The following is a 24769-nucleotide window of genomic DNA, read 5'->3' as shown; positions in this document are numbered from 1 at the left end:
TATGGTTTTGGCGTCGATCTTGCAATAGCGGTTATTAAGAGTTCTCATGAACAGCCTCATGCAGGGTGGCGGAGCTATTGCGCTCCCCGCTAGAGAGGCCTCACGGGCGAAGGATTTCTCGGGAACAGAATGACGGATCAGGCGATTTTGATTACGGGTGCGGCCGGTTTCATCGGCTTTCACGTCACCCGGCAGCTTCTGAGCGAGGGCCGGCCCGTCGTCGGGCTCGACAATCTCAACGGCTATTACGACCCGGCGTTGAAACAGGCGCGCCTTGCGCTGTTGCGCGGGGATTCCCGTTTCTCCTTCGTCGAGGCCGATCTCGCCGACCGCGAGACCATCGCGGCGCTGTTTGCGCGACACCGATTTGCCAAAGTCGTGCATCTCGCGGCCCAGGCCGGCGTGCGCTATTCGATCGAGCAGCCGCACGCCTACGCCGATTCCAATCTCCAGGGCTTTCTCAACGTGCTGGAGGGCTGCCGGCACAATGGTTGTCGTCATCTCGTCTACGCTTCGTCATCCTCCGTTTATGGCGCCAACACAAAACTGCCATTTGCCGTGCAGGACCGGACCGACCATCCCGTGAGCCTCTACGCCGCGACCAAGAAGGCGAACGAGGTGATGGCGCAGTCCTACAGCCATCTCTATCGGCTGCCGGTCACGGGCCTGCGCTTCTTTACCATCTACGGCCCCTGGGGTCGGCCCGATATGGCCATGTTTCTGTTCGTGAACGCCATCATGGCCGATCGGCCGATCCGGCTCTTTAACCATGGCAAAATGCGTCGCGACTTCACCTATATTGACGACGTCACCCGCGTGGTGTCCAAGCTGATTGATCAGGTGCCCGCGGATGACCCGGCTGCCGCAAATGCGCCGTCTAAGGTCTACAATGTCGGCAACCACCATCCGGAAGAACTGATGCATGTCGTCGGACTTCTGGAGCAGGAGCTGGGTCGGACGGCGGTCAAAGAATTGCTGCCGATGCAGCCGGGAGACGTTTTGGAAACGTTCGCGGATGTCTCGGATCTGATGCGCGACACCGGCTTTGCACCGTCAACGCCGATTGCGCACGGGGTTCGTAATTTTGTCACCTGGTATCGGGACCACTTCAAGGTTTGAAATGACGATGGACAAACGCATTATCCCCCTGATCATGTGCGGCGGTGCCGGCACGCGGCTGTGGCCGGCTTCGCGCGAGGTGCGCCCCAAGCAATTCCTGCCGCTGTTCGGCGCGCGCTCGACCTTCCAGGACACGCTCTCGCGCGTCTCGGAGGCCTCGCTGTTCGATCGTCCGATCGTGATCACCAATGCCTCCTACCGCTTCATGGTGCTGGAGCAGCTCGCCGAGATCGGCATCGAGGCCGACGTGATCCTCGAGCCGATGCGGCGCGATTCGGGCCCCGCGATTGCCGCGGGCGCGGTGTTCGCGCAGAACCGCGCCGGTGAAGCCATCGTGCTTGCGCTCGCCGCCGATCATGTGGTGCAGGACAATGCCGCCTTCGTCGCGGCGTGCCGCGAGGGTCTCATCGCTGCGAGTGCCGGGCGCATCGTCACCTTCGGCGTCAAGCCGGAGCGGCCGGCGACCGAATACGGCTATATCAGCCCGGGCGAGGTGATCTCCGGCACGGTGCACGCAGTCGCACGCTTCGTCGAGAAGCCGGACGCGGTGAAGGCGGCCGACTACGTCAATTCCGGCTATCTCTGGAACAGCGGCAACTTCATGTTCCCGGCCAGCGTGCTGCTCGACGAATACCGCAAGGTCGACGCGGCGAGCGTGGAGGCGATCTCCAATGCCGTCGCCAATGCCGGCCGCGATCTCGGCTTCGTGACGCTGGAGCCCGAGGCGTTCGGCGCGGCCAGGGCGATCTCGATCGACTATGCGGTGATGGAGAAGACCTCGCGCGCAGCGGTGGTGCCGGTGTCCTGCGGCTGGTCCGACGTCGGCTCCTGGCACGCGGTGTGGGAATTGTCCGAGAAGGACGCGCAAGGCAATGCTTCGCACGGCAGCGCCGTGTTCGAAGATTCCCGCAACTGCAACGTCACCACCGATTCCGCGCTGGTCGCGCTCGAAGGCGTCGACGATCTCGTCGTGGTCGCGACTGCGGACGCGGTGCTGGTCTCGCGCCAGAAGGATGCCAACGGCCTGAAGCGGCTCGTGACCAAGCTCAAGGCGGTGGCACCGAAGGTCACCGAGGAGCACCTTAGGGTGCATCGGCCCTGGGGCAGCTACCAGTCGGTCGACAATGGCGAGCGCCATCAGGTCAAGCGCATCGTGGTGAAGCCGGGCGGGCGTCTGTCGCTGCAGAAGCACCATCATCGCGCCGAGCACTGGATCGTGGTCCGCGGCGCCGCCCGCGTCACCGTCAACGAGACCGTCAAGACGGTGCACGAGAACGAGTCGATCTACATCCCGATGGGCGCGGTGCACCGGATGGAGAACCCGGGCAAGATCATGCTGGAGCTGATCGAGGTCCAGACCGGAAGCTATCTCGGCGAAGACGACATCATCCGGATTGAAGACGACTATCAACGGTCGTAGCCAGCAAGCTCCGAATCACGCGACGCGGGCTGAAACATTGGCCTCTTTCAGAGGCTTAAGGCCCAGGGAACGTGTAACTTTTTGAATCAAATCGTGTCCGGATCGTGAGGGCGGCATTCGCCACAAATGTGGCGTCCGTGCTAGAGCTGCGCCGGGGATTTTGCGTTGAATCGGGGTTTGCTCAGATGAGTTCCAACGGATCTGCACCGGCAAAGGCCGGCTTGCGCGTCGGCGTCATTGGCGCCGGCGTGATGGGCAGCAACCACGCGCGCGTGCTGAGCGGCTTGCCCGGCGTCAGCCTCGTCGGCGTCGTCGATCCTTCGCCGGCACATCGCACGCGCGCCATGGAACTTGCCAATTGCACGGGCTTCGAGACGCTCGACCAGCTCTTGGCCGAGGGCATCGATGCCGTCACCATTGCGGCGCCTACCCATCTGCATCACGAGGTCTCGCTCGCCTGTATCGCCAAGAACATCCACGTGCTGGTCGAGAAGCCGATCGCCTCCACGGTCGCGGAAGGCCGCGAGATCGTCACTGCTGCGCAAAAGGCCGGCGTGACGCTGATGGTCGGCCATGTCGAGCGCTTCAACCCGGCGGTCGCCGCCGTCAAGCAGGCGATCGCGGGCGAGGATATCCTCTCCATCGCGATCACGCGGGTCGGCCCGTTCCCGCCGCGCATGTCCAATGTCGGCGTCGTCATCGATCTTGCCGTGCATGACATCGATCTGATCCGCTGGTTCACCGAATCCGACATCGTCGAGGTGCAACCGCAATTGTCGAGCGCGATCGCCGAGCGCGAGGACATCGCGTTGCTGCAGTTCCGCACCGCCAACGGCGTGCTCGCCCACATCAACACCAACTGGCTGACCCCGTTCAAGGCGCGCAGCGTCACGGTCGCGACCCGCGGCAAATACGTGATGGGCGATCTCCTGACGCGTCAGGTCACCGAATGCTTCGGCTTCAAGCCGGACGGCAGCTATTCGATGCGGCATCTGCCGGTCGGCCATGACGAGCCGCTTCGCGCCGAGCTGATCGCGTTCCTCAAGGCCGTACGTAACGGCGAGACGCCGGCGGTCACGGGCGACGAAGGTGTTGCCAGCCTCGAGATCGCGACGCAGTGCCTGGAAACGCCGTCCCGCCCCGCAGCCACGTCGTCCGCCCGCAAGGGTCCGCGCCGCGTCGCCGGCTGATCCTTTTCCATGTCGACCATTCAAGAAGGCGCCAAGAACCAGGCCATGAACCAGCATCTGCGTTCCGAACCCATTCCCTTCATCGACGTCGCCTCGCAGCGCCGCCGGCTCGGCGATTCGCTCGATACAGCCGTGAAGCGCGTTCTCGACCATTGTCAGTTCGTCAACGGCCCTGAAGTCGCCGAGCTCGAGAAGCAGCTTGCGGCCTATTGCGGCGCGAAGCACGTTATCGGCTGCGCGAGCGGCACCGACGCGATCCTGATGGTGATGATGGCGAAGAATGTCGGACCGGGCGACGCCGTGTTCTGTCCGTCGTTCACCTTCATCGCGACGGCTTCGCCAGTGGCGCGGACCGGCGCAACGCCGGTCTATGTCGACGTGGACGAAGCGACCTTCAACATGAGCCCGGAGTCGCTGAAGCGCGGCATCGCGACCGCCCGCAAGCAGAGCCTCAAACCGGTCGCGGTCATTCCGGTCGACCTGTTCGGCCAGCCCGCCGATCACGACGCCATTGCCGAGATCGCCAAGGCGGAAGGCCTGTTCGTGCTCGACGACGCCGCGCAGGGATTTGGTGCGAGCTACAAGGGCAGCAAGCTCGGCACGCTGGCGCTCGCCACCGCGACCAGCTTCTTCCCCGCAAAACCGCTTGGCTGCTTCGGCGACGGCGGCGCGATCTTCACCGATGACGACGAGCTCGCGGCGACGCTGCGCAGCATCCGCGTGCACGGGCAGGGCGTCGATAAATACGACAACGTCCGCCTCGGCCTGACCGGCCGGCTCGACACCATGCAGGCCGCGATCCTGATCGAGAAGCTGAAGATCTTCGACGACGAGATCGCTGCCCGCAACAAGGTCGCCGAACGCTACGCGCGAGGACTCAGCAATGTGGTCACCGTGCCGCGCGTTGCTCCCGGCAATACATCGGTCTGGGCGCAGTACACGATCCGTCTCCCTGAGGGCACCGACCGCGACGGCTTCGCCGCCGCGCTGAAGGCCCAGGGTGTTGCCGACCGCGATCTATTACGGCAAGTCGATGCATCAGCAAACCGCCTACAAGCAGTATCCGGTTGCAGAAGGCGGCCTGCCGGGCTGCGAGAGCCTGTCGCAGGACGTCATCAGCCTGCCGATGCACGCTTATCTGACCGAAGCCGATCAGGAGCGAATCATCGCGGCCGTGCGCGGCGCGCTTTCAACCTGATTTCGCCGTTATTCTTTACCTCTCCCGCTTGCGGGAGAGGTCGGATCGCGCAAGCGATCCGGGTGAGGGTTCTCTCCTCTGGGGGGCTCAATTGCGGAAACACCCTCTCCCCAACCCTCCCGCAAGCGGGGGAGGGAGCGGACCTGCGCCGCAGCTTGCACCTAGACCTAATCTCGCCATGCTCTAAAACATACGCATGCTCGGACGCATCTTCACGGTTGGCGGATATACGCTGCTCTCGCGGCTGACGGGATTTGCCCGCGACATCATGCTCGCGGCGATCCTCGGCGCCGGCCCCGTGGCCGACGCCTTTTTCGTGGCGCTGCGGCTGCCCAATCATTTCCGCGCGATCTTTGCCGAAGGCGCGTTCAACGCCGCCTGGGTGCCGGCCTATGCCCACGTCCATGGCGAGCGCGGGGAGGGGGCGGCAAGATTGTTCGCCGACCGCATCTTCACGCTGCTGCTGGCCTCGCAAGTGGTGCTGCTGATAGTCGCCTGGCTGTTCATGCCGCAGGCCATGAGCATTTTGGCGCCCGGCTTTAGCGAGGATGCCGAGCAGCGCAGGCTCGCGATCGAGCTCACCCGGATCACCTTTCCCTATCTGCTGCTGATCACGCTGGTCACGCTCTATGGCGGCATGCTCAACGTGATGCAGCGCTTCGCCAGCGCTGCGGCGGCCTCGATCTTCCTCAACATCTCGATGATGATGACGCTGGCGCTCGCTGTCTGGTTTCCCAGCGCGGGCCATGCCGCCGCCTGGGGCGTCCTGATCTCGGGCTTCCTGCAATATTTCCTGCTGGCGGGCGATCTCGCGCGCCATGGCGGCCTGCCGCGCTTTGCGCCACTCAAGCTCGACGAAGACGTCCGCGGCTTCTTTAGGGCGCTCGGGCCCGCGACGCTGGGTTCGATGGGCACGCAGGTCGCGCTGTTTGCCGACACCATCATCGCGACCTTCCTGCCCGCGGGCGCGCTGTCGGCGCTCTACTATGCCGACCGCCTCAACCAGCTGCCGATCGGCGTGATCGGCATCGCCATCGGCACGGTGCTGCTGCCGGAGATGTCGCGGCGGATCACCGCCAACGACCATGACGGCGCGATGAAGGCGCAGCGCCGCGCGTTCGATTTCACGCTGCTGTTCTCGGTGCCGTTCGTCGCCGCCTTCCTCACCGTGCCCGACGCGATCATGCGGGCGCTGTTCGCCCGCGGGGCGTTCTCGAAAGCCGATGCCGCCGTCGCCGGCGCCACGCTCGCCGCCTATGCCATCGGTCTGATCCCCTTCGTGCTGATCCGCAGCGCGGTCGCGACCTTCTATGCGCGCAAGGATACGGCGACGCCGGTTCGAGCGTCACTGACCGGCATCGCCGTCAACGTCGCCCTGAAGGTCGCCTTGATGGGATCGCTCGCCCAGATCGGCCTGGCGCTCGCAACAGCCGTCGGTGTCTGGACCAATCTGCTGCTGGTGCTCTTCTTCGCAGTGCGGCGGGGCTTTCTCGTGCTGGACCGTGCCTGGCTGTTGTCGCTGGCCAAATTCCTGCTGACCGGCATCAACCTGGCCGCCGCCTTCTGGCTGATCGCGCGGTTCAGCGGCGCCTATCTTGCCTCGATGCACTTCCAAGACGAACTGACGCTGGTCCTGTTGGCCCTCGGGGGCACAATCGTCTACGCGCTCGCGATCCTGGTTCTGTTCGGCCGCCGCTGGCTGGTCTCGCTGGTGCGCGGCTAGCTTCTTCGAATTTTCAACGCATTGACGGCTCGACCTTGTCGGCACGGACCAGTCTCGATCGTCCTTGGATGGACACATCGCGGAAGTGCGGTGGATGGACCCTGCACACGTGAAGTGATGCCGTCACCTCGATCCGGCAAAATCGAACCAGGAGCACTGTTTATGAGGATCACCGTCGAAACCAACGTAGCAGCCCCCATCGATCAGGTCTGGCGCGCCTATACGACGCCTGCCGACGTCTTGAAGTGGAACGCCGCGTCCGACGACTGGCATACGACCAAGGCTACCGTCGACCTGCGAGAAGGCGGTGCCTTCTCATCTCGCATGGAGGCCAAGGACGGCAGCATGGGCTTTGACTTTGCCGGCACCTACACGAAGATCGTCGAGCACAAGCGGATCGAATACGCGTTCGGCGAGTGAAAAGCCGAAGTCGAGTTTGTGCCCGGCCCGAAGGGCATTCTCGTCCGCGTTGTCTTCGATGGCGAATCGACGCACTCGGTCGAGCAGCAGCAAGGCGGTTGGCAGGCCATCCTCGACAACTTCGCGCGACACGTGGAAGCGAAGCAGAAGAAGTCGTGAAGGCGGGTAGGGGGAAGAGATGAGATTCCCGATAGGCGTCGGCTTTCCTCGCCCAGCACCTGACGGAAACTGAACCGTCGGGGAATGATCGGCTTCGGCTCATTGGCTAACCTGTCAGAGCGGTCGCAAAACGTCCGCTTGACTCCCATTGGCCGATGACTGGCCGGCACGACCAATGTGCTCATCGCGACCTGTGAGGGGTTTTCCGAGCGTGCCGGGGACGTCCGCAGGACCATCGATCTTCACAGGGAAATGAGCGAGCCACGACCTTTCCGTCCCATCCCCTTCTGACCGGCAGACCGTGCCCAGCCAAAGCCATTTGCCTTGCCACTTTTTCCACGGCAATATGCCGGCAAAACAACCATGAGAACGGGAAGAGAAAATGGCGGCTCCCATCAAGTTCGGCGTTGGTCAAAGCGTGCTGCGCAAGGAGGATGATGCACTCATCCGCGGCAAGGGCCGCTACACCGACGATTACGCGCCGCAGGCCGCGTTGCGCTGCCTGATGCTGCGCTCGCCGCATGCGCATGCCAAATACACCATCGATGCGAGCCGCGCCCGCACTCTTCCGGGCGTTGCGCTGATCCTGACCGCCGATGACGTCAAGGATCTCGGCAATCTGCCCTGCCTGTTCAATCTCGAAACCGATCCCTTCACCGGCCCGCCTTACCCGATCCTCGCCAAGGACGAGGTGCGCCATGTCGGCGATTCCATCGCCTTCGTCGTGGCTGAGACCATCGACCAGGCCCGCGACGCGATCGAGGCGATCGAGGTCAAATGGAGCCCGCTGCCGGCGGTGACCGGCGTCGTCAACGCCATCAAGAAGGGCGCGCCGCAGGTCTGGCCGGACAAGGCCGGCAATGTGCTGTTCGACGTCTCGATCGGCGACAAGGCCGCGACCGAAGCAGTGTTTGCCAAGGCGCATGCGGTCGCCGAAATCTCGATTGTCAATCCGCGTGTGGTCGCGAGCTTCATGGAGGCACGCGCTGCCGTGTGCGAATACGACGCCAAGCGCGACCATCTGACGCTGACGGTCGGCAGCCAGGGCAGCCATCGCCTGCGCGACATCCTCTGCCAGAACGTGCTGAACATCCCGACCGACAAGATGCGGGTGATCTGCCCCGACGTCGGCGGCGGTTTTGGCACAAAGCTGTTTCCATACCGGGAATACGCCCTCCTGGCAGTCGCCGCGCGACAGCTGAAGAAAGCGGTGAAATGGGCGGCCGACCGCACCGAGCATTTCATGGGTGATGCGCAAGGCCGCGACAACGTCACCACCGCGAAGATGGCGCTGGCTGAGGACGGCAAGTTCCTCGCGATGGATTGCGACCTGATGGGCGACATGGGCGCGTATCTGTCGACCTTCGGCCCCTACATCCCGCATGGCGGCGCCGGCATGCTGCCGGGCCTCTACGATATCCAGGCGTTCCACTGCCGGGTGCGCACCATCTTCACCAACAGCGTGCCGGTCGACGCCTATCGCGGCGCGGGGCGGCCTGAGGCCGCTTATGTCATCGAGCGCCTCGTGGATGCCTGCGCGCGAAAACTCGACATGACGCCGGACGCCATCCGCCGCAAGAATTTCATTCAGCCGAAGGCGCTGCCGTACAAGACCGCGACCGGCAAGGTCTACGATTCCGGCGACTTCGCCGCGCATCTCAAGCGCGCGATGGAGATCGCCGAGTGGAAGGAGTTTGGAAAGCGCGCAAAGCTCGCCAAGAAGAACGGCCTGATCCGCGGCATCGGGCTTGCGAGCTATGTCGAGGTCTGCGGCACCATGGGCGAGGAGACAGCCAATGTGCGGATGGATCCCAATGGCGACATCACCGTCCTGATCGGCACGCAGTCGAGCGGGCAGGGCCACCAGACCGCCTATGCGCAGATCGTCGCCGAGCAGTTCGGCGTTGCGCCCGAGCGCGTGCACGTCCACCAGGGCGACACCGATATGATCGCCACGGGCCTCGGCACCGGCGGCTCGGCCTCGATTCCCTCAGGCGGTGTCAGCGTCGAGCGTGCGACCCGCGAACTCGGCGCGAAGCTTAAGGAGATCGCGGCGCAGGCGCTGGAGGCCAGCGCCGGCGACCTCGAGATTTCAGAAGGCGTGGTGCGCATCGCCGGCACCGACCGTTCGATCTCGTTCGCCGATCTCGCTAAGCGCCCCGGCGCCGACCCGTCGAAGCTGAACGCGAGTGCAACCTTCGCCAGCGCCGATGGCACCTATCCGAACGGCACGCATGTCGCCGAAGTCGAGATCGATCCGGCCACCGGCATCATCAAAATCGTCAACTACGTGATCGTCGACGATTTCGGCAAGACGCTCAATCCGCTGCTGCTGGCCGGCCAGGTGCATGGCGGCGCCATGCAGGGCATCGGCCAGGCGCTGATGGAGCAGGTGGTCTATGGCGCCAGCGACGGCCAGCTCATCACCGCGACCTTCATGGACTACGCGCTGCCGCGCGCGGCGGACGGGCCTGCGTTCGTGTTCGAGACTGCCAACGTTCCCCTGCACGACCAACCCGCTGGGAGTGAAGGGCGCGGGCGAGGCCGGCGCGATCGGCTCCTGTCCGGCCGTCGTCAACGCCATCGTCGACGGGCTCTGGCGCGAGTACAAGATCGACCACATCGACATGCCCGCGACCGCGGAGCGGGTGTGGATCGCCATCAACGAGCACCATCGCCGTCACAGCCTGTAAACGGCGATCTCCGCGGCGGGAATAAACACCCGCCGCCGGGTTCTATCATGATGGCGCTCCCCCAACCCATACAAGCCGGAGAAACAAGCCGATGAAACGGATGATGATTGTCGTGGGCACGTTGGTGCTAGGTGCGGGCGCCGTGATGGCGCAACAGGAGATTGCCGTCCAGCAGGACAATCTGATGCGCTCGCAGGCCAAGAGCCTCTACACCGTCATCCAGAAGATGACCAAGGGCGACATCCCCTACAACCAGAAGGCCGTCGACGAGGCGATCGCCAATCTCGAGGGCGACGTCGCCAAGATTGCCAAGACGTTCGAGGTCAATCCCAAGCAGGACGTCGTGAACGCGACCTATGGGGCGTCGTCGAAGGTTTGGAAGAACAAAGCCGATTTCGACTCCAAGATCCCACCGGTCCAGAAGGCGATCGCGGACGTCAAGGGCAAGATCACCGACGTGGCGAGCCTGAAGGCCGCCTATACCGCGATCAACGATCGCTGCACCGATTGCCACGAGACCTATCGCGTCAAGCTGAAGTAACAGCACGCACGACACCACAAGCTCAGCGTCATCGCCCGCGAAGGCGGGCGATCCAGTACGCCGCGGCGCTGCTGGGGACGTTTGACGTCTCTGGAATACTGGATTCCCCGCCTTCGCGGGGAATGACAGGGGAGGCGCAGCAAATTCTATTCGCAAGGCCTGACGGATCGCTGTCAGAGCGGCTATCTTCAGCTCGGCCGCCGCGGCGTCGATGCGAGCTGTTGGATGCTGGCGCATCTGGCTCCTGACGACTTTATGACGTCAGGAGTTCCAACGCGGCAGGATCTGAATCAAACAGCGAGACAAGCCATGGTGAAACCGTTCCCGTCGAAGACGCACATCGGCAACCATATGCTGCATCCCGAAACGCTGATGCTGACCTATGGCTATGATCCGCAATTGTCGGAAGGCGCCGTCAAGCCGCCGGTGTTCCTGACCTCCACGTTCGTGTTCAAGACGGCCGAGGATGGGCAGGACTTCTTCGATTTCGTCTCCGGCCGGCGCGAGCCTCCGGAAGGGATGGGTGCGGGCCTGGTCTATTCGCGCTTCAATCATCCCAACAGCGAAATCGTCGAGGACAGGCTCGCGATCTACGAGCGCACCGAGAGCTGTGCGCTGTTCTCATCGGGCATGGCGGCCATCGCAACCACGATCCTGGCTTTCGTCCGCCCTGGCGATGTCATTCTGCACTCCCAGCCGCTCTATGGCGGGACGGAAACCCTGCTGACGAATACGCTTGCGCGTCTGTCGATCGGCGCCGTCGGCTTCGCCGATGGTGTTGACGAAGCTGTGGTCAGCCAGGCCGCGGAAGAGGCCATGGGCAAGGGCCGGGTCTCGATGATCCTGATCGAAACTCCGGCCAACCCGACCAACGGGCTGGTCGACGTCGCGATGATGCGGCGTATCGCCGACGTCATCGGAAAGAAGCAAGGACACGTCCCGATCATCGCCTGCGACAATACGCTGCTCGGACCGGTGTTTCAGCGGCCGATCGAGCACGGCGCGGATATTTCCTTGTACTCGCTCACGAAATATGTCGGCGGTCATTCAGACCTGATCGCGGGCGCCGCGCTCGGCGCGAAGGCGGTCGTGAAAGGCATCAAGGCGCTCCGGGGCGCCATCGGCACCCAGCTCGATCCGCATTCCTGCTGGATGATCAATCGGTCGCTCGAGACGCTGAGCCTGCGGATGGAAAAGGCCGATGCGAATGCGCGCCTCGTGGCCGACTATCTGCGCGACCATCCCAAAGTGGCCAAGGTCCACTATCTCGGTCATCACGAAGCGGCTTCGCCGGCCGGACTTGTGTTCGCGCGGCAATGCTCAGGTGCGGGATCCACGTTCTCGTTCGACATCGTCGGCGGCAAGGCGGCGGCCATGAAATTCCTCAACGCGCTGCAGATCCTCAAGCTGGCGGTGAGCCTTGGTGGAACGGAGTCGCTTGCGAGCCTGCCTGCCACCATGACCCATTCCGGCGTTCCCGCCGATATCCGCCGGAAAATCGGCGTCCTCGATTCCACGATCCGGCTGTCGATCGGCATCGAACACCCCTCGGACCTGATCGCCGACCTCGCGCAGGCGTTGAATGCGGCCGAACCTGACGTGTGACGTATGCGCCAGCGCGGGCTCCGTGAATCGAAAAGGGCGGTTGCGTAAGCAGCCGCCCTTTTGTCGGACAGTGCGAAAGGTTACTTCATCACCTGACCGCGGATCTCTCCGCCCGGATTGGCCGCGGTGTGGATGTTGACGTAGAGCTTGCCGGCCAGGAGATCGGCGGCCTGCGCGTCGGTCAATGTCGCCGAGCCCTCCGCCGGGCTCTTGGCGGCGCCGGGGATCGGGACCGCGACGCCGGCGTTCTTGCCGGCCTCGGCGGGTCCGTGGAAATGGGCGGCGGTGGCGGGGCCGGACAGGCCGGAATAGGTGACCTTCCAGGACAGCTTCTTGCTGGCGGCGTCGTAGTCCAGATCGGCCGTTCCGGTGCCGCTGCTGGTCGTTGCGGGCACCTCGGACTTGGCGTCGAGCGTTGCTTTCAGCTTTTCCGCGCTGGCCGAACCCGCAAAGGCAACGGCGCCGAGCACTGACATGGCGATGACGGTCTTGTTCATGACTCTTCTCCCTGCTGAACCCGTTTGGGCTGCCAAACTTCCAACAGCCGGCATTTCAGTTTATTCCCGTTTCAGGCCGCGGTGGGCTAAATTCTTCGTGGTTGGAGCGACGAAGACATCGGTCATAAGGTTCGCGGCGATGCACGAAGGGACCGTATGTTGCGACGCAACAATCTCCGTGGCGCTGCTCGCCGCACTCGCCGCAGCCGGCGTCTACTGGTGGCTCAGCGCGCCGGTGGTGGCGGCCGCCGGTGGCGCGCCTGCCCACGTGCCTGATCTTGCCAATGGCGAGGTGATGTTCAACGCCGGCGGCTGCGCCTCATGCCATGCCGTCCCCGACCAGCCCGATCGTCTCAGGCTCGGCGGAGGCGTCGCGATCAAGTCGCCGTTCGGAACGTTCTACGCGCCGAACATCTCCTCCGATCCGATCTACGGCATCGGCAAATGGAGCGACGCTGAATTCGTCAACGCGGTGATGCACGGGGTCTCGCCCGACGGACAGCATTATTTTCCGGCCTTTCCCTACACGTCCTATCAGCATGCCAGGCGCGAGGACGTGCTCGATCTCTTCGCCTATCTGAAAACGCTGCCGGCCGTTGCAGGCAAGGTGCGCGACCACGATGTGCGCTTTCCCTTCGACATCCGGCGCAACGTCGGCATCTGGAAACTTTTGTTTATGGACGGCAAGCCTTTCGTCGCCGACAGCGCGAAGTCGCCGCAATGGAATCGTGGCGCCTATCTCGTCAACAGTTTTGGCCATTGCGCGGAATGCCACAGCCCGCGCAATGCGCTTGGCGGCATCATCGCCGGAGAACGCTTCGCCGGCGGGCCCAATCCGGAAGGCGAGGGCTGGGTGCCCAACATCACGCAGAAGGGCCTTGGGGAGTGGAGCGCGAAGGATATTGCTTATCTCCTGAAGACCGGCGAACTCCCCGACGGCGACAGCGTCGGCGGTGCGATGACGCGGGTGATCAAGAACACCTCGCAATTGCCGGACGAGGATCTCGCGGCGATGGCGGACTATCTCAAATCGCTGCCGCCGGTGGACGGTCCGCCGCGACCGAAGCGCAAAGAAGGAAGTTAGGTCGCGCCAAACGCCTTGAAGGTGATGATGGTCAGGGTGTCCTGGATGCCCGGCAGCACCTGCACCTTCTCGTTGACGAAGTGGCCGATATCGGTGTCGTTGTCGACGTAGAACTTCACCAGCAGGTCGTATTGACCGGCCGTGGAATAGATCTCGGAGGCGATCTCGGCTTCGGCAAGCGCATTGGCGACCACATAGGACTGGCCGAGCTTGCATTTGATCTGGACGAAAAAAGGAACCATTGCAGTCACTCCGAAGGCATATCTGACCGGCTAATAGGCCAAAACCGGCCGGATTTGGCAAGCGAACTTGCTGCCTCTGTATATGCGCGCTAGGAGGGGCCATGGTCCCCAGGAAGCGGAAAGTCGGCCCATGATCACCCCCGTGGCGCTCACCATCGCCGGCTCCGATTCGAGCGGCGGTGCCGGCATCCAGGCAGACCTGAAGACCTTTGCCGCGCTCGGTGTCTTCGGCGCTTCCGCCATCACGGCGCTGACGGCGCAGAACACGCGCGGCGTCACCGGCATTCACGCCGTGCCGGCCGAGTTCGTCACCGCGCAGATCGACGCGGTATTCTCCGATCTCGAGGTCGGCGCGGTCAAGATCGGCATGGTGGCGCAGGTCGCAAGCATCGATGCGATCGCGGCCGCACTGTCGCGCTGGAAACCCCAACATATCGTGCTCGATCCCGTGATGGTGGCGACATCGGGTGATCGGCTGCTCGCGTCCGAAGCCATCGACGCCCTGCGCAGCAAACTGATGCCGCTGGCCTCGGTGATCACGCCCAATCTGCCGGAAGCTGCGGCTCTGCTCGACGAGCCGGTCGCGACCAGCGAGGCCGAGATCGAGAGCCAGGGGCGCCGGCTGCTGGCGTTGGGCTGCCGTGCGGTCCTGATCAAGGGCGGGCACGGCGAGGGCGCCGAGAGCACCGACTATTTCGTCGATGCCAAGAATACGATCGCGCTCGCCGCGCCGCGCGTGGCCACAAGCAACACCCATGGTACCGGCTGTTCGCTGTCCTCGGCGGTCGCCGCCGGGCTGGCCAGGGGCGAGGATCTCGAGCGCGCCGTGCGCAACGCCAAGACCTGGATCAGCGCGGCGATCGCGGCCGCCGACCGCTTCAGCGTCGGCCACGGCCACGGGCCGATCCATCATTTCCACAGATTTTACTGAGACCGGCCGCGAGCGCGCGGCCGTTAACCCATCCAGCCAGCAGTTCCGGGTTCTTGCGGAGGTCGCCGCGGCGTGATGTCGCCTGATTGTCGCATGCGACTGATATTCGCGGGGAGGCGAGGCAAGGCGCGATTCGTATCCGAGGGTGCCTCAAAGGTTCAATTGGTCATCCCCCTGTCACGGGACATTGTTACAGGCTGTCGCATGGGAAGTTACGATGTGAGTGACGAGAGCCCTGAGCGGCGCTTTCGCACGTTGTTCATCTCCGACGTTCATCTCGGAGCCCGCGGTTCTCAAGCCGACCTTCTGCTCGACTTCCTGCGCTTCCATGATGCAGACACGATCTACCTCGTCGGCGACATCGTCGACGGCTGGGCGCTGAAATCGAGCTGGCATTGGCCGCAATCGCATAACGACCTGGTCCAGAAGCTTTTGCGCAAGGCGCGCAAGGGCGCCAAGGTCATCTACATCCCGGGCAATCACGACGAGTTCCTGCGCAACTATTACGGCACGCATTTCGGCGGCATCGACGTCATCGAGAACACCGTCCACACCGGCGTGGACGGCAAGCGCTATCTCGTCATCCACGGCGACATCTTCGACCTCGTGGTGCAGAACGCACGCTGGCTCGCCCATCTCGGCGACAAGGCCTACGATTTCGCGATCCAGATGAATCGCTTCGTCAACTTCTTCCGGCGCATGTTCAAAGTGCCCTATTGGTCGCTGTCGCAATGGGCCAAGCAGAAGGTCAAGAACGCCGTCAACTATATCGGCGCGTTCGAGCAGGCGCTCGCGACCGAGGCGCGGCGCCACGACGCCGCCGGCGTGATCTGCGGCCACATCCACTACGCCGTGATCCGCGACGAGGGCGGCATCCGCTACATGAATTGCGGCGACTGGGTCGAGAGCTGCACGGCGCTGGTCGAGCACGACGACGGCCGTTTCGAGATCATCACCTGGGCGGACCAGGCCGAGAAGCCGGCACAGATCCCGCAGATCGCAGCCAAAGCTGCATAACAAGGGCAGCCTGATGCGCATCCTGGTCGCGACCGACGCCTGGCACCCGCAAGTCAACGGTGTGGTTCGGACGCTGACCAAACTGGCTGACGCCGCCAAAAGCCTCGACGTCGAATTCGCATTCCTGACGCCGCAATCGTTCCGCACCTTTGCGATGCCGAGCTATCGTGACGTGCGGCTGGCCATGCCGCGCCCGGCGCGGATCGCGAAGCTGATCGAAGAGGCGCACCCGGACAGCATCCACATCGCGACGGAAGGTCCGATCGGCCTGATGGTCCGCCGCTATTGCCGCCAGCGCAAGCTGCCCTTCACGACCAGCTTCCACACCCGCTTTCCCGAATATGTCCGCGCCCGCGTGCCGGTGCCGGGCTCGCTGATCTGGCGGGCTCTGCGCCGATTCCACAGCCCCAGCCGCGCCGTGATGGCGGCGACGCCTGCGCTCGCCCGCGAGCTGACCGAGCGCGGCTTCGACAATGTGGTGCTGTGGCCCCGCGGCGTCGACACCCATTTGTTCCATCCTCGCGCGATCGATCTCTGTTTGCCGGCACCGGTGTTCCTCTCGGTCGGCCGGGTCGCGGTGGAGAAGAACCTCGAGGCATTCCTTGACCTCGATTTGCCCGGCACCAAGGTGATCGTCGGCGACGGTCCGGGGCGTATCGCGCTGGAGGAGGCCTATCCGGACGCGATCTTCCTCGGCGAAAAACACGGCGAGGAATTGGCGGACATTTACGCGGCCGCCGACGTCTTCGTGTTTCCGAGCAAGACCGACACTTTTGGCCTTGTCCTCTTGGAAGCGCTCGCAAGCGGCCTGCCGGTTGCGGCATTCCCGGTGAAGGGGCCCCGCGACGTGATCGGCGACGCGCCGGTTGGCGTGCTCGATCACGATCTGCGCAGCGCCTGCTTCGCCGCGCTCGACATCTCCCGGCAGGACTGTGTCGAATTCGCCGCCAACTACACCTGGGAAGCCTCGGCCTGGGATTTTATCGACAGCATTTTGGCGGTCGGCGCGGTGCTGCCGGGCCGGAACGGGGCGGAGCCGGCGCGCTTCGTCGCCTGAGCGGAAGAAATCCTCGCGTGGAGGTGTCTTGCCCGCGGCTCGATAGCCGCGATATGGTCGGCCATGACCGAACAGCTCCTCCCGATCGGCCCTGCCGATATCGATGCCGCAGCACGCGTGATCGCGCCCTTCGCGGTCCGCACCCCGCTGCTGTCCTTTCCCGTGCTCAACGAGCGCGTCGGCGCAAAGGTGTTCCTGAAGCCGGAGATGCTCCAGCGCACCGGCTCGTTCAAGTTCCGCGGTGCCTTCAACAAGGTCGCCTCGATCCCACAGGACAAGCGCGCCGGTGGCGTGGTCGCGTTCTCCTCCGGCAACCATGCCCAGGGTGTGGCGGCGGCGGCAAAAATCCTCGACATGCAGGCGACCATCGTGATGCCCGCGGATGCGCCGCTGTCGAAGCGCGAGCGCACCAAATCCTATGGCGCCGAGGTCGTGCTGTACGACCGCGATCGCGACGACCGCGAGGCGATCTCGCGCGGCATCGCCGAGAAGCGCGGCGCGACACTGGTCCGGCCCTATGACGATCCCTTCGTGATCGCCGGCCAGGGCACTGCCGGCCGCGAGATTGCGGAAGACATGGCAGCGCTCGGTCTCGCCCCTGACATCGTGGTCGCGCCGGCCTCCGGCGGCGGCCTAATCGCGGGCGTCGCGACGGCAGTAAAGGCGCGCTATCCGTTAGCCCAAATCGTCGTCGCCGAGCCCGAGTCATTCGACGATCACGGCCTTTCGCTGACCGCAGGTCATCGCGAGCCGCACGGGCCGGCAGGCCGCACCATCTGCGATGCGCTGATGGCCCTGATCCCCGGCGAGATGACGTTTGCGATCAATAGCAAGCTGCTCGCGCGCGGCGTGACCGCGTCGGACAAGGAAGTCGGCGCGGCCGTCGCATTCGCCTATCGCGAGCTGAAGCTCGTGGTCGAGCCGGGCGGAGCGGTAGGATTGGCCGCGCTGCTTGCGGGGCGTCTTGATGTTGCCGGCAAGAACGTCGTCATCGTGCTCTCCGGCGGCAATGTCGATGCCGATCTGTTCGCGGAGCTGGTGGCCTGATTTTCTAATCGTCTCACATGAAGAAGGGGCAGAGCGTTGCCGCTCTGCCCCTTTCTGTATTTTCGTTGGTGCATTCGAACTTGCCGCTTGCTCGGTGCAACCTCTCCCGCTTGCGGCCCGCAAGCGGGGGAGGGAGCGCACCTTCTTCTCCGCGCGATCAGTGCACGAAGCTCCGGCGATTGTTGCCACCACCGTTGTTGCCCTGGCTCTGGTTCATCGACTGGCGAAAATTGTTGCTGCCGCCATTGCCGATCCGGTTGGTCGTGTTGAACTGCGGGTGGGAGTTGTTCTGGATCTGCACCTTGTTCACCGGGTTGTTGTTGATCTTCGCGCCGTTGTTGATGCGGATCGGATTGTTCTGGGTTTGAACTGTGACCGGCTTCGCACCGACGTTCGTGCCGCCCTTGCCGACATTCACCGGCATGCTCACGATCTTGCCAGGAGCGCCGTTGGCAGTGCCGCCATTGCCGAGCTTGCCGATGCCGTTGTTGTCGCCCGGCTTCTGCACGATCGGCAGATTGCCGTTGATCTGCGACCCACCATTGCCCTGCAGCGGCATGTATTTGGGCTGGCCGAGATTGCCGATCTTGAAGGTCGGGTTGATGTTCTGCGGCGCCAGGAACCTGGTCGCCTGCATCAAGGGGATCTGCTTCGGCTGCATCTGGAGCTTCAGCGCGACCTGCGCATAGGGCGTGTTGCCGTAGCTGTCGTAGAAGTGCTTGTAGCCGAGCGGCGAGTTCGCGAGCACCGCCTTGTGCCAGGCCTGCGTGAGCAGCAGGTTGTTGAGCAGCCAGCGGACGTGATCGCACAGCGGGTCGTGCGGATACATCGTGATGAACTCCTGATAGTACTCCGGACGGGCTTCGGACACGACGTAGTCATAGGCCTGGCGCGTCGAGCGGCTCGGCAGGTTGGAGGCCATCTGCACGACCGGCGCATTCACCGGCGCGCGGTTGGCGGCAACAGCGGTGTCGCCGAAGAAGGTGAAGTCGGACGTCAGCGACGAGCTCTCCCAGGGGATCTGTGCGCCGCTGGTGGTCTGGTTCACTTCGAGGCGCACGCGCTTGAACAGCTGCTCGATCGGGACGTTGGGCTCGCGCGCGACGTTCAGGAAAGCTTGCGTGTAGGGGCTGTGGCCGCCCGAGCCGTCCTGCGCTTCGGCGCCCGGCGCGGTCGAGTAGCCGACGATCGAGCCGTTCGGGGCATCGACGATTGCCAAGCCGCGGCCGGCGTCGTTGACGTTGGGGAAGGGGTTGTTGCGGCACGCGTCGAGGATGACGATGCGCATGCGGCTCGGGATCGTCTCCAGCGTCGACATCACGTCGACCAGACGCACCGAATTGTTGACCAGCTCGGTCTGACTCGAGACCTTGGCATCGACGGGAACGAGGTAATTCTCGCCGGCGAGCTGCACGCCGTGACCGGCATAGTAGACCATCGCCACCGTGTTCGGGCCGCGCGCGGACACTTTTGCCGAAAAGTCCTGCACCACACGGAGCATGTCGTTCTGGGTCAGGTCGGTCGCGGCGACCACCTCGAAGCCGGCGGAGTTCAGGAACTTCGCCATCGACTCCGCGTCGTTGTCGGGATTGGCGAGCTGCGGCGCGTTCTGGTAGTTCGAATTGCCGATCACCAGCGCCACCCGCTGCTCAGGGCCTTGCAGCGCGGTGGGAGCTGGCTCGACCGGGGCGACTTGCGCGGAAACAGGGCCGCAGGCGAAGCCGAACAGGCTTCCCAGCAGGCCCGCAGTCATCAGGAAAGGCTTTAGGCGGAACATGGCGTGCTCCTCTGGCACTGATCTCGATACGAGATTGGTTGCGAGGAAGCTTGGCCGCGTTCGAGCCTTTGGTCCGTGATCGCGATCACCGTGGTGGCCTACGTGATCTGGATCACGCTTGGAACCTGCTAGGGTGAGCGGCCGATGTCCGGCCGGGCCGGGGCTCGCCCGCGAATGACATGCTTTTCAAGGAAATGCCGTCACATGTTGAAATCGCTTGATCCGATCCTCACGCCCGACCTGCTCTGGCTGCTCGCGGCCATGGGCCACGGCGACGACCTCGTCTTCGTCGATGCCAATCACCCGGCAACCCGCATCGCGCAGAGCACGAATTCGCAGCGCTTGATCCAGTTGCCGGGCATGACCATGGAGACCGCGATCCGCGCCATCATGTCGGTCTACCCGCTCGACGATTTCGATCCCGATCCGGTGCGCGTGATGATGCCGGTCGACGATCCGCACCGCGTCCCCGACGTGCAGCGCGCGGTGCTGGCCGAGATCGAACGGGCCGCCGGCCGCCCCGTGACGCCCGGAAAACTCGCGCGGCCGGATTTTTACCGGGCAGCGGCAGCGAGCTTTGGCGTCGTGCAGGTCGGCGACAGCAGGGGTTACGGATGCTTCCTGATCAGGAAGGGTGTGGTCAGCTAGGGGAATGCTCCGACCATCCCGATTGGTGCGCGATCGTGCAAATAGCTTGGCACTCGAATTTGAATGGCGTTCCCGGACTCGACTGTCTATCGTCAATCCATGTCGCGCCTTATGTGTCTGTCTGTTGCCGTCGTCCTGTCGCTGTTGCCGGCTGTCGCGCCGGCTGCGTCAATTCAAAAGCGTCCCAAGCAAGCCTGGCATGGCTACGGCTTCCTGCCGGGCTATCGCCAGCCGCTCAGCAACAGCGTTCCGCTCTACAAGCAGAAGGAAGCTATGCGGCGGATGTCGCGCAGCGACCGGCGCCATTGGTACATCGATCCAGTCCCCCAATATTACGGCTGGGACGGCGAGTGGCGCTATTTCGGCCGGCCCGGCTTCGGCGGCGGCCGCTACAATGGCGGCAGTTTTGGGCCGTGCTGGACGCGGACACCGATCGGCGCCGTGTGGAATTGCGGGTGATCGCTGATCATCCGTCATTCCTAGCGTAGCGAAGCAGTCCAGAGTCTTTCCGCGGTGACAATCTGGATTGCTTCGCCGGCTCCTCAATGCCGGTCCCAACTCGCAATGACGTTGAGGAGAGAGTGTTCTCCTCACTCCGCTCTCGTGCCCCGGACGCAGCGCAGCGTCTCTTCGACGGTGCGCTGCAGAGCCGGGGCCCACGTTGCGACGGAAGCTGTGGCTCCTGGGTCCCGGATCTGCGCTTCGCTTGTCCGGGACACGAGACGGAGCATGCCGCGTCCTCTTACGAGAAGAACGCGATCTTCTCGGCCTGGGTCATGCGGCGGATCGGCGCCATGGGATCGTTTGCGGCGGCGCGGGGCTTTTGCAGGATGCCGCTGGCGAGGATGGTGGCGCCGAGTGAGGCTTCCGGGACCGGCGAGGGCATCGGCAGCGTCGTGCTCGGCGCTGCGCCGAATGTCGCGGCAGCTGCCATCGCCGACGCCGGCTGCTCCATCACTTCGGCGGCGGCTTCCGCAATGGCGTTGGTGAGGCGCGCAAGCGATTCCATCGCGATCGGCGCTTCCTCTACGGGCTCCTCCACGACCGGCGCGGCGGCGGGCTCAAGTGCGATCGGCTCCGACATCTCGGCTGCAATGGGCGCTGCGGCCTCCGCAACCATCGGCTCCGGAATGGCCGCTTCCATCTCGACCGGCTCGATGATCTCGTCGAACTCCGGATCTGGCGCGGCCATCTCCAGTGCGATGGCCTCGAGTATGGCGTCGTCCTCGGCTTCCGCGGCGGCGTCGAGCGAAAATTCGTCCGTCACCTCGGCGAAGGCGGCGGGCTCAGCGGCCGGCTCTTCAAAACTGGCGGCTTCAGGCGCGGTCTGGCTCTCGGCGACGATCTCCGGCTCCAGGGCGGCGTCCATCGCCTGCTCGGCAACGGAGAAGGTCTCAGCGACGCCGGCCGCTTCGACGGCTGCTTCGCTGGCCATCGCCGCGGGCGCGGCCTCCACAGGCGGAGCTTCCGTCACGGACGACGGCGCGTCCTGCACCGGGGCCGGCGAGGGGCGCGCAGCCTGCGGCGTTGCGTCGCCTTCGGTCTGGTCGATCCGGTCCTTGAGCAGATCGAATGCGGCCTTGAGGTCGGCACGGGGGTCGATGGTCGAAACTTGCGCGCAGGCCGCCTCGATGGAGGCGAGCTGCGAATCAATCAGGTCGCAGATTCGCCCATCGGCGCCGATCTCGCGCCAGCGCCAGGAGATCTCCTTGATGATGCGGAGGCCGCGCGGGATCGGCGCGAGGCTCGCCTCGAACGCCGCGGGATCGAAGGCCGCGATTGCGATCGTCTCGGCTTCGCGGATCGCGTGCCGGATTGCGACCAGCGCCTCGGGCAGGCGGTCCTCGACCACGGGTTGGCGCTGTGTCGCAAGGGTTTCTTCGATTTTCGCGACCGCGTCGAGCACCATGCGGGTGTCCGCATTGCGGTTGCGCTTGGCGTATTCACCGAGGAACCAGCGGCCGCGCGCGGTCTCCATGAAGGCTTCGCGGATCGCGTCGTAATCCTGCTCGTTCGGCTCGGCCGCGCGGGCAGACATAGGCGAGAGGGCGAATGCTTCGTTGGCCATGTCAATCTCGTCGCGCAAATCACGGCGCGTTACAGTAACGATCATCACGATATCGACCGAATCGCAATTGGTTTGATGGCACCCGAATCACAAATCCCCATCGCGGTATCTCAGAAGCGGCGATTCGCCGTGAGCCTCGCCGTGTTCTACTCGGCCGTGTTCGCGGTGTCGGGTACGCATCTGCCGTTCTTTCCGGTCTGGCTGAAGGCGATCGGCATCGACGCGGCCTGGATCGGCCTTATCAACGCGCTGCCGGCGATCACCCGCTTCACCACGCTGCCGCAAATCACGGCCCTTGCCGAAAAGCGACATGCCATTCGCGCCGGCATCATGGTCTCCGTGCTGGCGACGGCGATCGGATTTACAGCCGTCGGCCTGCAGGGGCAGCCGCTGGCGCTGTTCCTGATCTATGCGCTGACCTGCATGATGTGGACGCCGACGACCCCGTTGACCGATGCCTATGCGCTACGTGGCGTCGCCCGCTACGGGTTCGATTACGGGCCGGTGCGGCTGTGGGGCTCGGCAGCCTTCGCCGCCGGCTCGCTCGCCTGCGGCTATCTCGTAGACCACATCGCGGCGCGCGATCTGATCTGGGTCATCGTCGCTTGGGCCGTTGTTGCGGTCGCCGCCAGCCTTTTGCTGCAGCCGCTCGACGATGTCAGGCGAAGGACGACAACGGCGCGCGCCGGCAAGGCGCTGCTGCACGATGCCGGCTTCTGGGCCATCATCGTTTCGGCCGCGCTGATCCAGGGCAGTCACGTCGCGTACTATACGTTCTCGGCCATCAACTGGCAGGCCCATGGCCTCGGCGGGCTGACGATCGCGGGCCTCTGGACGCTGGGCGTGATCGCCGAGATCATCGTGTTCGCGCTGTCGCCGCGCTTCTCGCTGCACCCGTCCTCGCTCATGGCGATCGGGGGCGCGAGCGCGGTGGTGCGCTGGGTCGTCACCGCGCACGATCCGCCGCTTGCGCTGCTCGCGGTCGTACAGCTCGGCCACGGCCTGACCTTTGGGATGACCATCCTCGGCACCATGAATCTCCTGGTGCAGCGCGTGCCGTCGCATCAGATCGCGCGGGGGCAGGGCTACTACGCCGCGTGCAACGGGCTGCTGGGTGCGACCACCTCGATCGCGTCAGGCGCGATCTACGCCCGCATCGGCGACGGCCTGTATTACGTCATGGCTGCGATGGCCGGCGCCGGTGCACTTCTGATCTGGTCGGCGCGGCACCGACTGAGAGCTCATCCCCAGAGCGAAGAATCCGGCGGATAAACCAGGCTGTCGTCGTACCGAAGGCCATGATCGCGGTCGCGTGCCAGCAGCAGCGGGCCGTCGAGATCGACGAAGCGGGCCTGCGGCGTCACCAGCATTGCCGGCGCCATCGACAGCGAGGTTGCGACCATGCAGCCGATCATGATCTCGAAGCCGAGCGCCTGCGCGGCATCGGCCATCGCCAGCGCCTCGGTGAGGCCGCCGGTCTTGTCGAGCTTGATGTTCACGGCGTCGTAGCGCTCACGCAAGGGTGCGAGCGAGTGGCGGTCATGCACGCTCTCGTCGGCGCAGACCGCGAGCGGCCGTTTGATCCGCGCCAGCGCGTCGTCCTTGCCGGCCGGTAGCGGCTGCTCGACCAGGGTGACGCCGGCGGCCTCGCAGGCCGCGAGATTGTGCTCCAGATTGGCCTCGGTCCAGGCCTCGTTGGCGTCCACGATCAACTCGGATTCGGGGGCGGCCTTGCGCACCGCCGCGATCCGTTCCCCGTCGCCGTCACCGCCGAGCTTGATCTTGAGCAGCGGCCGGTGCGCCGCTTTGGCGGTCGCCGCCGCCATGGCCTCGGGGGTGCCCAGCGAGATCGTGTAGGCCGTGGTGCGCTCGCCCGGCACCGGGCGGTCGAGCAGGCTCCAGGCCCGCAGGCCCGCCGCCTTGGCTTCCAGATCGATCAGGGCGCAATCCAGGGCATTGCGGGCCGCACCGGGCGGCATGGCGGCTTGCAGGGTCCGCCGGGTGAGTCCGCTCGCCACGGCCTCCTGCATGGCCTGGATGGCGGCTAGGGTTACCTCGGGCGTTTCGCCGTAGCGGGGATAGGGCACGCATTCGCCGCGGCCGATCAGGCCGTCCCGGCTCACCTCGGCCACGACGGTTACGGCCTCGGTCTTGGCGCCCCGGCTGATCGTAAAAGTGCCGGCGATGGGAAAGCGCTCGATTCGCGCGGCGAGGGCCGGAACTTTGCTGGAAGTCATTTTGAACTCTGGCGAAATCTGAACCTGCTAGTTACCTCTAGCAACTAAGGTTAACCGGTCCCGGGGACACCTTCTCTGGGTAAGGGCGCGTGCGCA

General features: G+C 64.5%; 19 protein-coding genes and 3 pseudogenes. 17 read left to right on the top strand and 5 right to left on the bottom strand.

Going from position 1 to position 24769, the window contains the following annotated elements:
* Nucleotides 1-129: 129 nt before the first annotated feature.
* The 9 genes and pseudogenes from ACVWW3_RS17275 to ACVWW3_RS17235 all read left to right on the top strand — a co-directional run bounded on the left by ACVWW3_RS17275 (nucleotide 130) and on the right by ACVWW3_RS17235 (nucleotide 12068).
* Nucleotides 130-1119, top strand: coding sequence for an SDR family NAD(P)-dependent oxidoreductase (locus ACVWW3_RS17275; protein WP_456672029.1), 990 nt, complete (start codon nucleotides 130-132; stop codon nucleotides 1117-1119).
* 7 nt (nucleotides 1120-1126) lie between these two features.
* Entirely contained in the window at nucleotides 1127-2539 is a 1413-nt protein-coding gene (locus ACVWW3_RS17270; RefSeq protein WP_456649254.1) for a mannose-1-phosphate guanylyltransferase/mannose-6-phosphate isomerase, read from the top strand.
* Between the two features lie 185 nt (nucleotides 2540-2724).
* A complete protein-coding gene (locus ACVWW3_RS17265) occupies nucleotides 2725-3729 on the top strand; it encodes a Gfo/Idh/MocA family oxidoreductase (RefSeq protein WP_354106651.1) in 1005 nt (334 codons plus the stop codon).
* 45 nt (nucleotides 3730-3774) lie between these two features.
* Nucleotides 3775-4927, top strand: a pseudogene (locus ACVWW3_RS17260) (DegT/DnrJ/EryC1/StrS family aminotransferase).
* 196 nt (nucleotides 4928-5123) lie between these two features.
* Nucleotides 5124-6650, top strand: a complete 1527-nt coding sequence (gene murJ / locus ACVWW3_RS17255) for a murein biosynthesis integral membrane protein MurJ (protein WP_456649256.1) — start codon at nucleotides 5124-5126, stop codon at nucleotides 6648-6650.
* 162 nt (nucleotides 6651-6812) lie between these two features.
* A pseudogene (locus tag ACVWW3_RS17250) lies at nucleotides 6813-7229 on the top strand (SRPBCC family protein).
* 382 nt (nucleotides 7230-7611) lie between these two features.
* Nucleotides 7612-9922: pseudogene (locus tag ACVWW3_RS17245) on the top strand (xanthine dehydrogenase family protein molybdopterin-binding subunit).
* A gap of 91 nt (nucleotides 9923-10013) precedes the next feature.
* Complete coding sequence (locus ACVWW3_RS17240; RefSeq protein WP_354106646.1) at nucleotides 10014-10463, top strand: cytochrome c; 450 nt, start codon at nucleotides 10014-10016, stop codon at nucleotides 10461-10463.
* Between the two features lie 309 nt (nucleotides 10464-10772).
* The gene (locus ACVWW3_RS17235) at nucleotides 10773-12068 is read left to right on the top strand and encodes a cystathionine gamma-synthase family protein (protein WP_247445524.1); all 1296 of its coding nucleotides are present in this window, start codon (nucleotides 10773-10775) and stop codon (nucleotides 12066-12068) included.
* A gap of 80 nt (nucleotides 12069-12148) precedes the next feature.
* On the opposite strand, the gene ACVWW3_RS17230 is transcribed toward ACVWW3_RS17235, so the two are convergent.
* Entirely contained in the window at nucleotides 12149-12565 is a 417-nt protein-coding gene (locus tag ACVWW3_RS17230) for a CHRD domain-containing protein (protein ID WP_247445525.1), read from the bottom strand.
* 139 nt (nucleotides 12566-12704) lie between these two features.
* On the opposite strand from ACVWW3_RS17230, the gene ACVWW3_RS17225 reads away from it, so the two are divergent.
* The gene (locus tag ACVWW3_RS17225; protein ID WP_456672028.1) at nucleotides 12705-13649 is read left to right on the top strand and encodes a c-type cytochrome; all 945 of its coding nucleotides are present in this window, start codon (nucleotides 12705-12707) and stop codon (nucleotides 13647-13649) included.
* Here the strand turns inward: ACVWW3_RS17225 and ACVWW3_RS17220 are convergent.
* A complete protein-coding gene (locus ACVWW3_RS17220) occupies nucleotides 13646-13891 on the bottom strand; it encodes an Lrp/AsnC ligand binding domain-containing protein (RefSeq protein ID WP_247352077.1) in 246 nt (81 codons plus the stop codon). The two genes, ACVWW3_RS17225 and ACVWW3_RS17220, sit on opposite strands and share 4 nt — an antisense overlap.
* A gap of 130 nt (nucleotides 13892-14021) precedes the next feature.
* Between ACVWW3_RS17220 and thiD the strand changes: the two genes are divergently transcribed.
* The 4 genes from thiD to ACVWW3_RS17200 all read left to right on the top strand — a co-directional run bounded on the left by thiD (nucleotide 14022) and on the right by ACVWW3_RS17200 (nucleotide 17943).
* Entirely contained in the window at nucleotides 14022-14822 is an 801-nt protein-coding gene (gene thiD / locus ACVWW3_RS17215) for a bifunctional hydroxymethylpyrimidine kinase/phosphomethylpyrimidine kinase (RefSeq protein ID WP_456649259.1), read from the top strand.
* 204 nt (nucleotides 14823-15026) lie between these two features.
* Nucleotides 15027-15839 carry a UDP-2,3-diacylglucosamine diphosphatase gene (locus tag ACVWW3_RS17210; RefSeq protein WP_456649260.1) on the top strand — a complete coding sequence of 271 codons (813 nt, stop codon included), beginning with the start codon at nucleotides 15027-15029 and terminating at the stop codon, nucleotides 15837-15839.
* 13 nt (nucleotides 15840-15852) lie between these two features.
* On the top strand, nucleotides 15853-16896 hold the full coding sequence (locus tag ACVWW3_RS17205) for a glycosyltransferase family 4 protein (RefSeq protein WP_354106642.1): 1044 nt from the start codon (nucleotides 15853-15855) through the stop codon (nucleotides 16894-16896).
* Between the two features lie 63 nt (nucleotides 16897-16959).
* Complete coding sequence (locus ACVWW3_RS17200; protein WP_247352069.1) at nucleotides 16960-17943, top strand: threonine/serine dehydratase; 984 nt, start codon at nucleotides 16960-16962, stop codon at nucleotides 17941-17943.
* Between the two features lie 157 nt (nucleotides 17944-18100).
* Here ACVWW3_RS17200 and ACVWW3_RS17195 read toward each other — a convergent pair whose 3' ends face one another.
* On the bottom strand, nucleotides 18101-19720 hold the full coding sequence (locus ACVWW3_RS17195; RefSeq protein ID WP_456649261.1) for a caspase family protein: 1620 nt from the start codon (nucleotides 19718-19720) through the stop codon (nucleotides 18101-18103).
* Between the two features lie 204 nt (nucleotides 19721-19924).
* On the opposite strand from ACVWW3_RS17195, the gene ACVWW3_RS17190 reads away from it, so the two are divergent.
* Nucleotides 19925-20368, top strand: a complete 444-nt coding sequence (locus ACVWW3_RS17190) for an RbsD/FucU family protein (protein ID WP_456649262.1) — start codon at nucleotides 19925-19927, stop codon at nucleotides 20366-20368.
* Nucleotides 20369-20467: 99 nt separating this feature from the next.
* A complete protein-coding gene (locus ACVWW3_RS17185) occupies nucleotides 20468-20827 on the top strand; it encodes a hypothetical protein (RefSeq protein WP_456649814.1) in 360 nt (119 codons plus the stop codon).
* Nucleotides 20828-21110: 283 nt separating this feature from the next.
* Here the strand turns inward: ACVWW3_RS17185 and ACVWW3_RS17180 are convergent, their stop codons facing one another.
* Nucleotides 21111-22436: a hypothetical protein gene (locus ACVWW3_RS17180; protein WP_456649263.1), complete on the bottom strand. Its 1326-nt coding sequence runs from the start codon at nucleotides 22434-22436 to the stop codon at nucleotides 21111-21113.
* Nucleotides 22437-22511: 75 nt separating this feature from the next.
* Between ACVWW3_RS17180 and ACVWW3_RS17175 the strand changes: the two genes are divergently transcribed.
* A complete protein-coding gene (locus ACVWW3_RS17175; RefSeq protein WP_456649264.1) occupies nucleotides 22512-23708 on the top strand; it encodes an MFS transporter in 1197 nt (398 codons plus the stop codon).
* Here ACVWW3_RS17175 and dgcA read toward each other — a convergent pair.
* Entirely contained in the window at nucleotides 23678-24673 is a 996-nt protein-coding gene (gene dgcA / locus ACVWW3_RS17170; protein ID WP_456649265.1) for an N-acetyl-D-Glu racemase DgcA, read from the bottom strand. The two genes, ACVWW3_RS17175 and dgcA, sit on opposite strands and share 31 nt — an antisense overlap.
* Nucleotides 24674-24769 lie beyond the last annotated feature (96 nt).

The sequence above is a fragment of the Bradyrhizobium sp. LM2.9 genome (genome assembly GCF_054056555.1).
Note: the sequence above shows the minus strand (reverse complement) of the source record. Positions and strands in the feature narration are given on the sequence as shown.

Excerpts from the sequence above, each read along its gene's own strand:
- ACVWW3_RS17275 (WP_456672029.1), top strand. The coding sequence starts at position 130 with ATGACGGATCAGGCGATTTTGATTACGGGTGCGGCCGGTTTCATCGGC.
- ACVWW3_RS17270 (WP_456649254.1), top strand. The coding sequence starts at position 1,127 with ATGGACAAACGCATTATCCCCCTGATCATGTGCGGCGGTGCCGGCACG.
- ACVWW3_RS17265 (WP_354106651.1), top strand. The coding sequence starts at position 2,725 with ATGAGTTCCAACGGATCTGCACCGGCAAAGGCCGGCTTGCGCGTCGGC.
- murJ (WP_456649256.1), top strand. The coding sequence starts at position 5,124 with ATGCTCGGACGCATCTTCACGGTTGGCGGATATACGCTGCTCTCGCGG.
- ACVWW3_RS17240 (WP_354106646.1), top strand. The coding sequence starts at position 10,014 with ATGAAACGGATGATGATTGTCGTGGGCACGTTGGTGCTAGGTGCGGGC.
- ACVWW3_RS17235 (WP_247445524.1), top strand. The coding sequence starts at position 10,773 with ATGGTGAAACCGTTCCCGTCGAAGACGCACATCGGCAACCATATGCTG.
- ACVWW3_RS17230 (WP_247445525.1), bottom strand. The coding sequence starts at position 12,565 with ATGAACAAGACCGTCATCGCCATGTCAGTGCTCGGCGCCGTTGCCTTT.
- ACVWW3_RS17225 (WP_456672028.1), top strand. The coding sequence starts at position 12,705 with ATGCACGAAGGGACCGTATGTTGCGACGCAACAATCTCCGTGGCGCTG.
- ACVWW3_RS17220 (WP_247352077.1), bottom strand. The coding sequence starts at position 13,891 with ATGGTTCCTTTTTTCGTCCAGATCAAATGCAAGCTCGGCCAGTCCTAT.
- thiD (WP_456649259.1), top strand. The coding sequence starts at position 14,022 with ATGATCACCCCCGTGGCGCTCACCATCGCCGGCTCCGATTCGAGCGGC.
- ACVWW3_RS17210 (WP_456649260.1), top strand. The coding sequence starts at position 15,027 with ATGGGAAGTTACGATGTGAGTGACGAGAGCCCTGAGCGGCGCTTTCGC.
- ACVWW3_RS17205 (WP_354106642.1), top strand. The coding sequence starts at position 15,853 with ATGCGCATCCTGGTCGCGACCGACGCCTGGCACCCGCAAGTCAACGGT.
- ACVWW3_RS17200 (WP_247352069.1), top strand. The coding sequence starts at position 16,960 with ATGACCGAACAGCTCCTCCCGATCGGCCCTGCCGATATCGATGCCGCA.
- ACVWW3_RS17195 (WP_456649261.1), bottom strand. The coding sequence starts at position 19,720 with ATGTTCCGCCTAAAGCCTTTCCTGATGACTGCGGGCCTGCTGGGAAGC.
- ACVWW3_RS17190 (WP_456649262.1), top strand. The coding sequence starts at position 19,925 with ATGTTGAAATCGCTTGATCCGATCCTCACGCCCGACCTGCTCTGGCTG.
- ACVWW3_RS17185 (WP_456649814.1), top strand. The coding sequence starts at position 20,468 with ATGTCGCGCCTTATGTGTCTGTCTGTTGCCGTCGTCCTGTCGCTGTTG.
- ACVWW3_RS17180 (WP_456649263.1), bottom strand. The coding sequence starts at position 22,436 with ATGGCCAACGAAGCATTCGCCCTCTCGCCTATGTCTGCCCGCGCGGCC.
- ACVWW3_RS17175 (WP_456649264.1), top strand. The coding sequence starts at position 22,512 with ATGGCACCCGAATCACAAATCCCCATCGCGGTATCTCAGAAGCGGCGA.
- dgcA (WP_456649265.1), bottom strand. The coding sequence starts at position 24,673 with ATGACTTCCAGCAAAGTTCCGGCCCTCGCCGCGCGAATCGAGCGCTTT.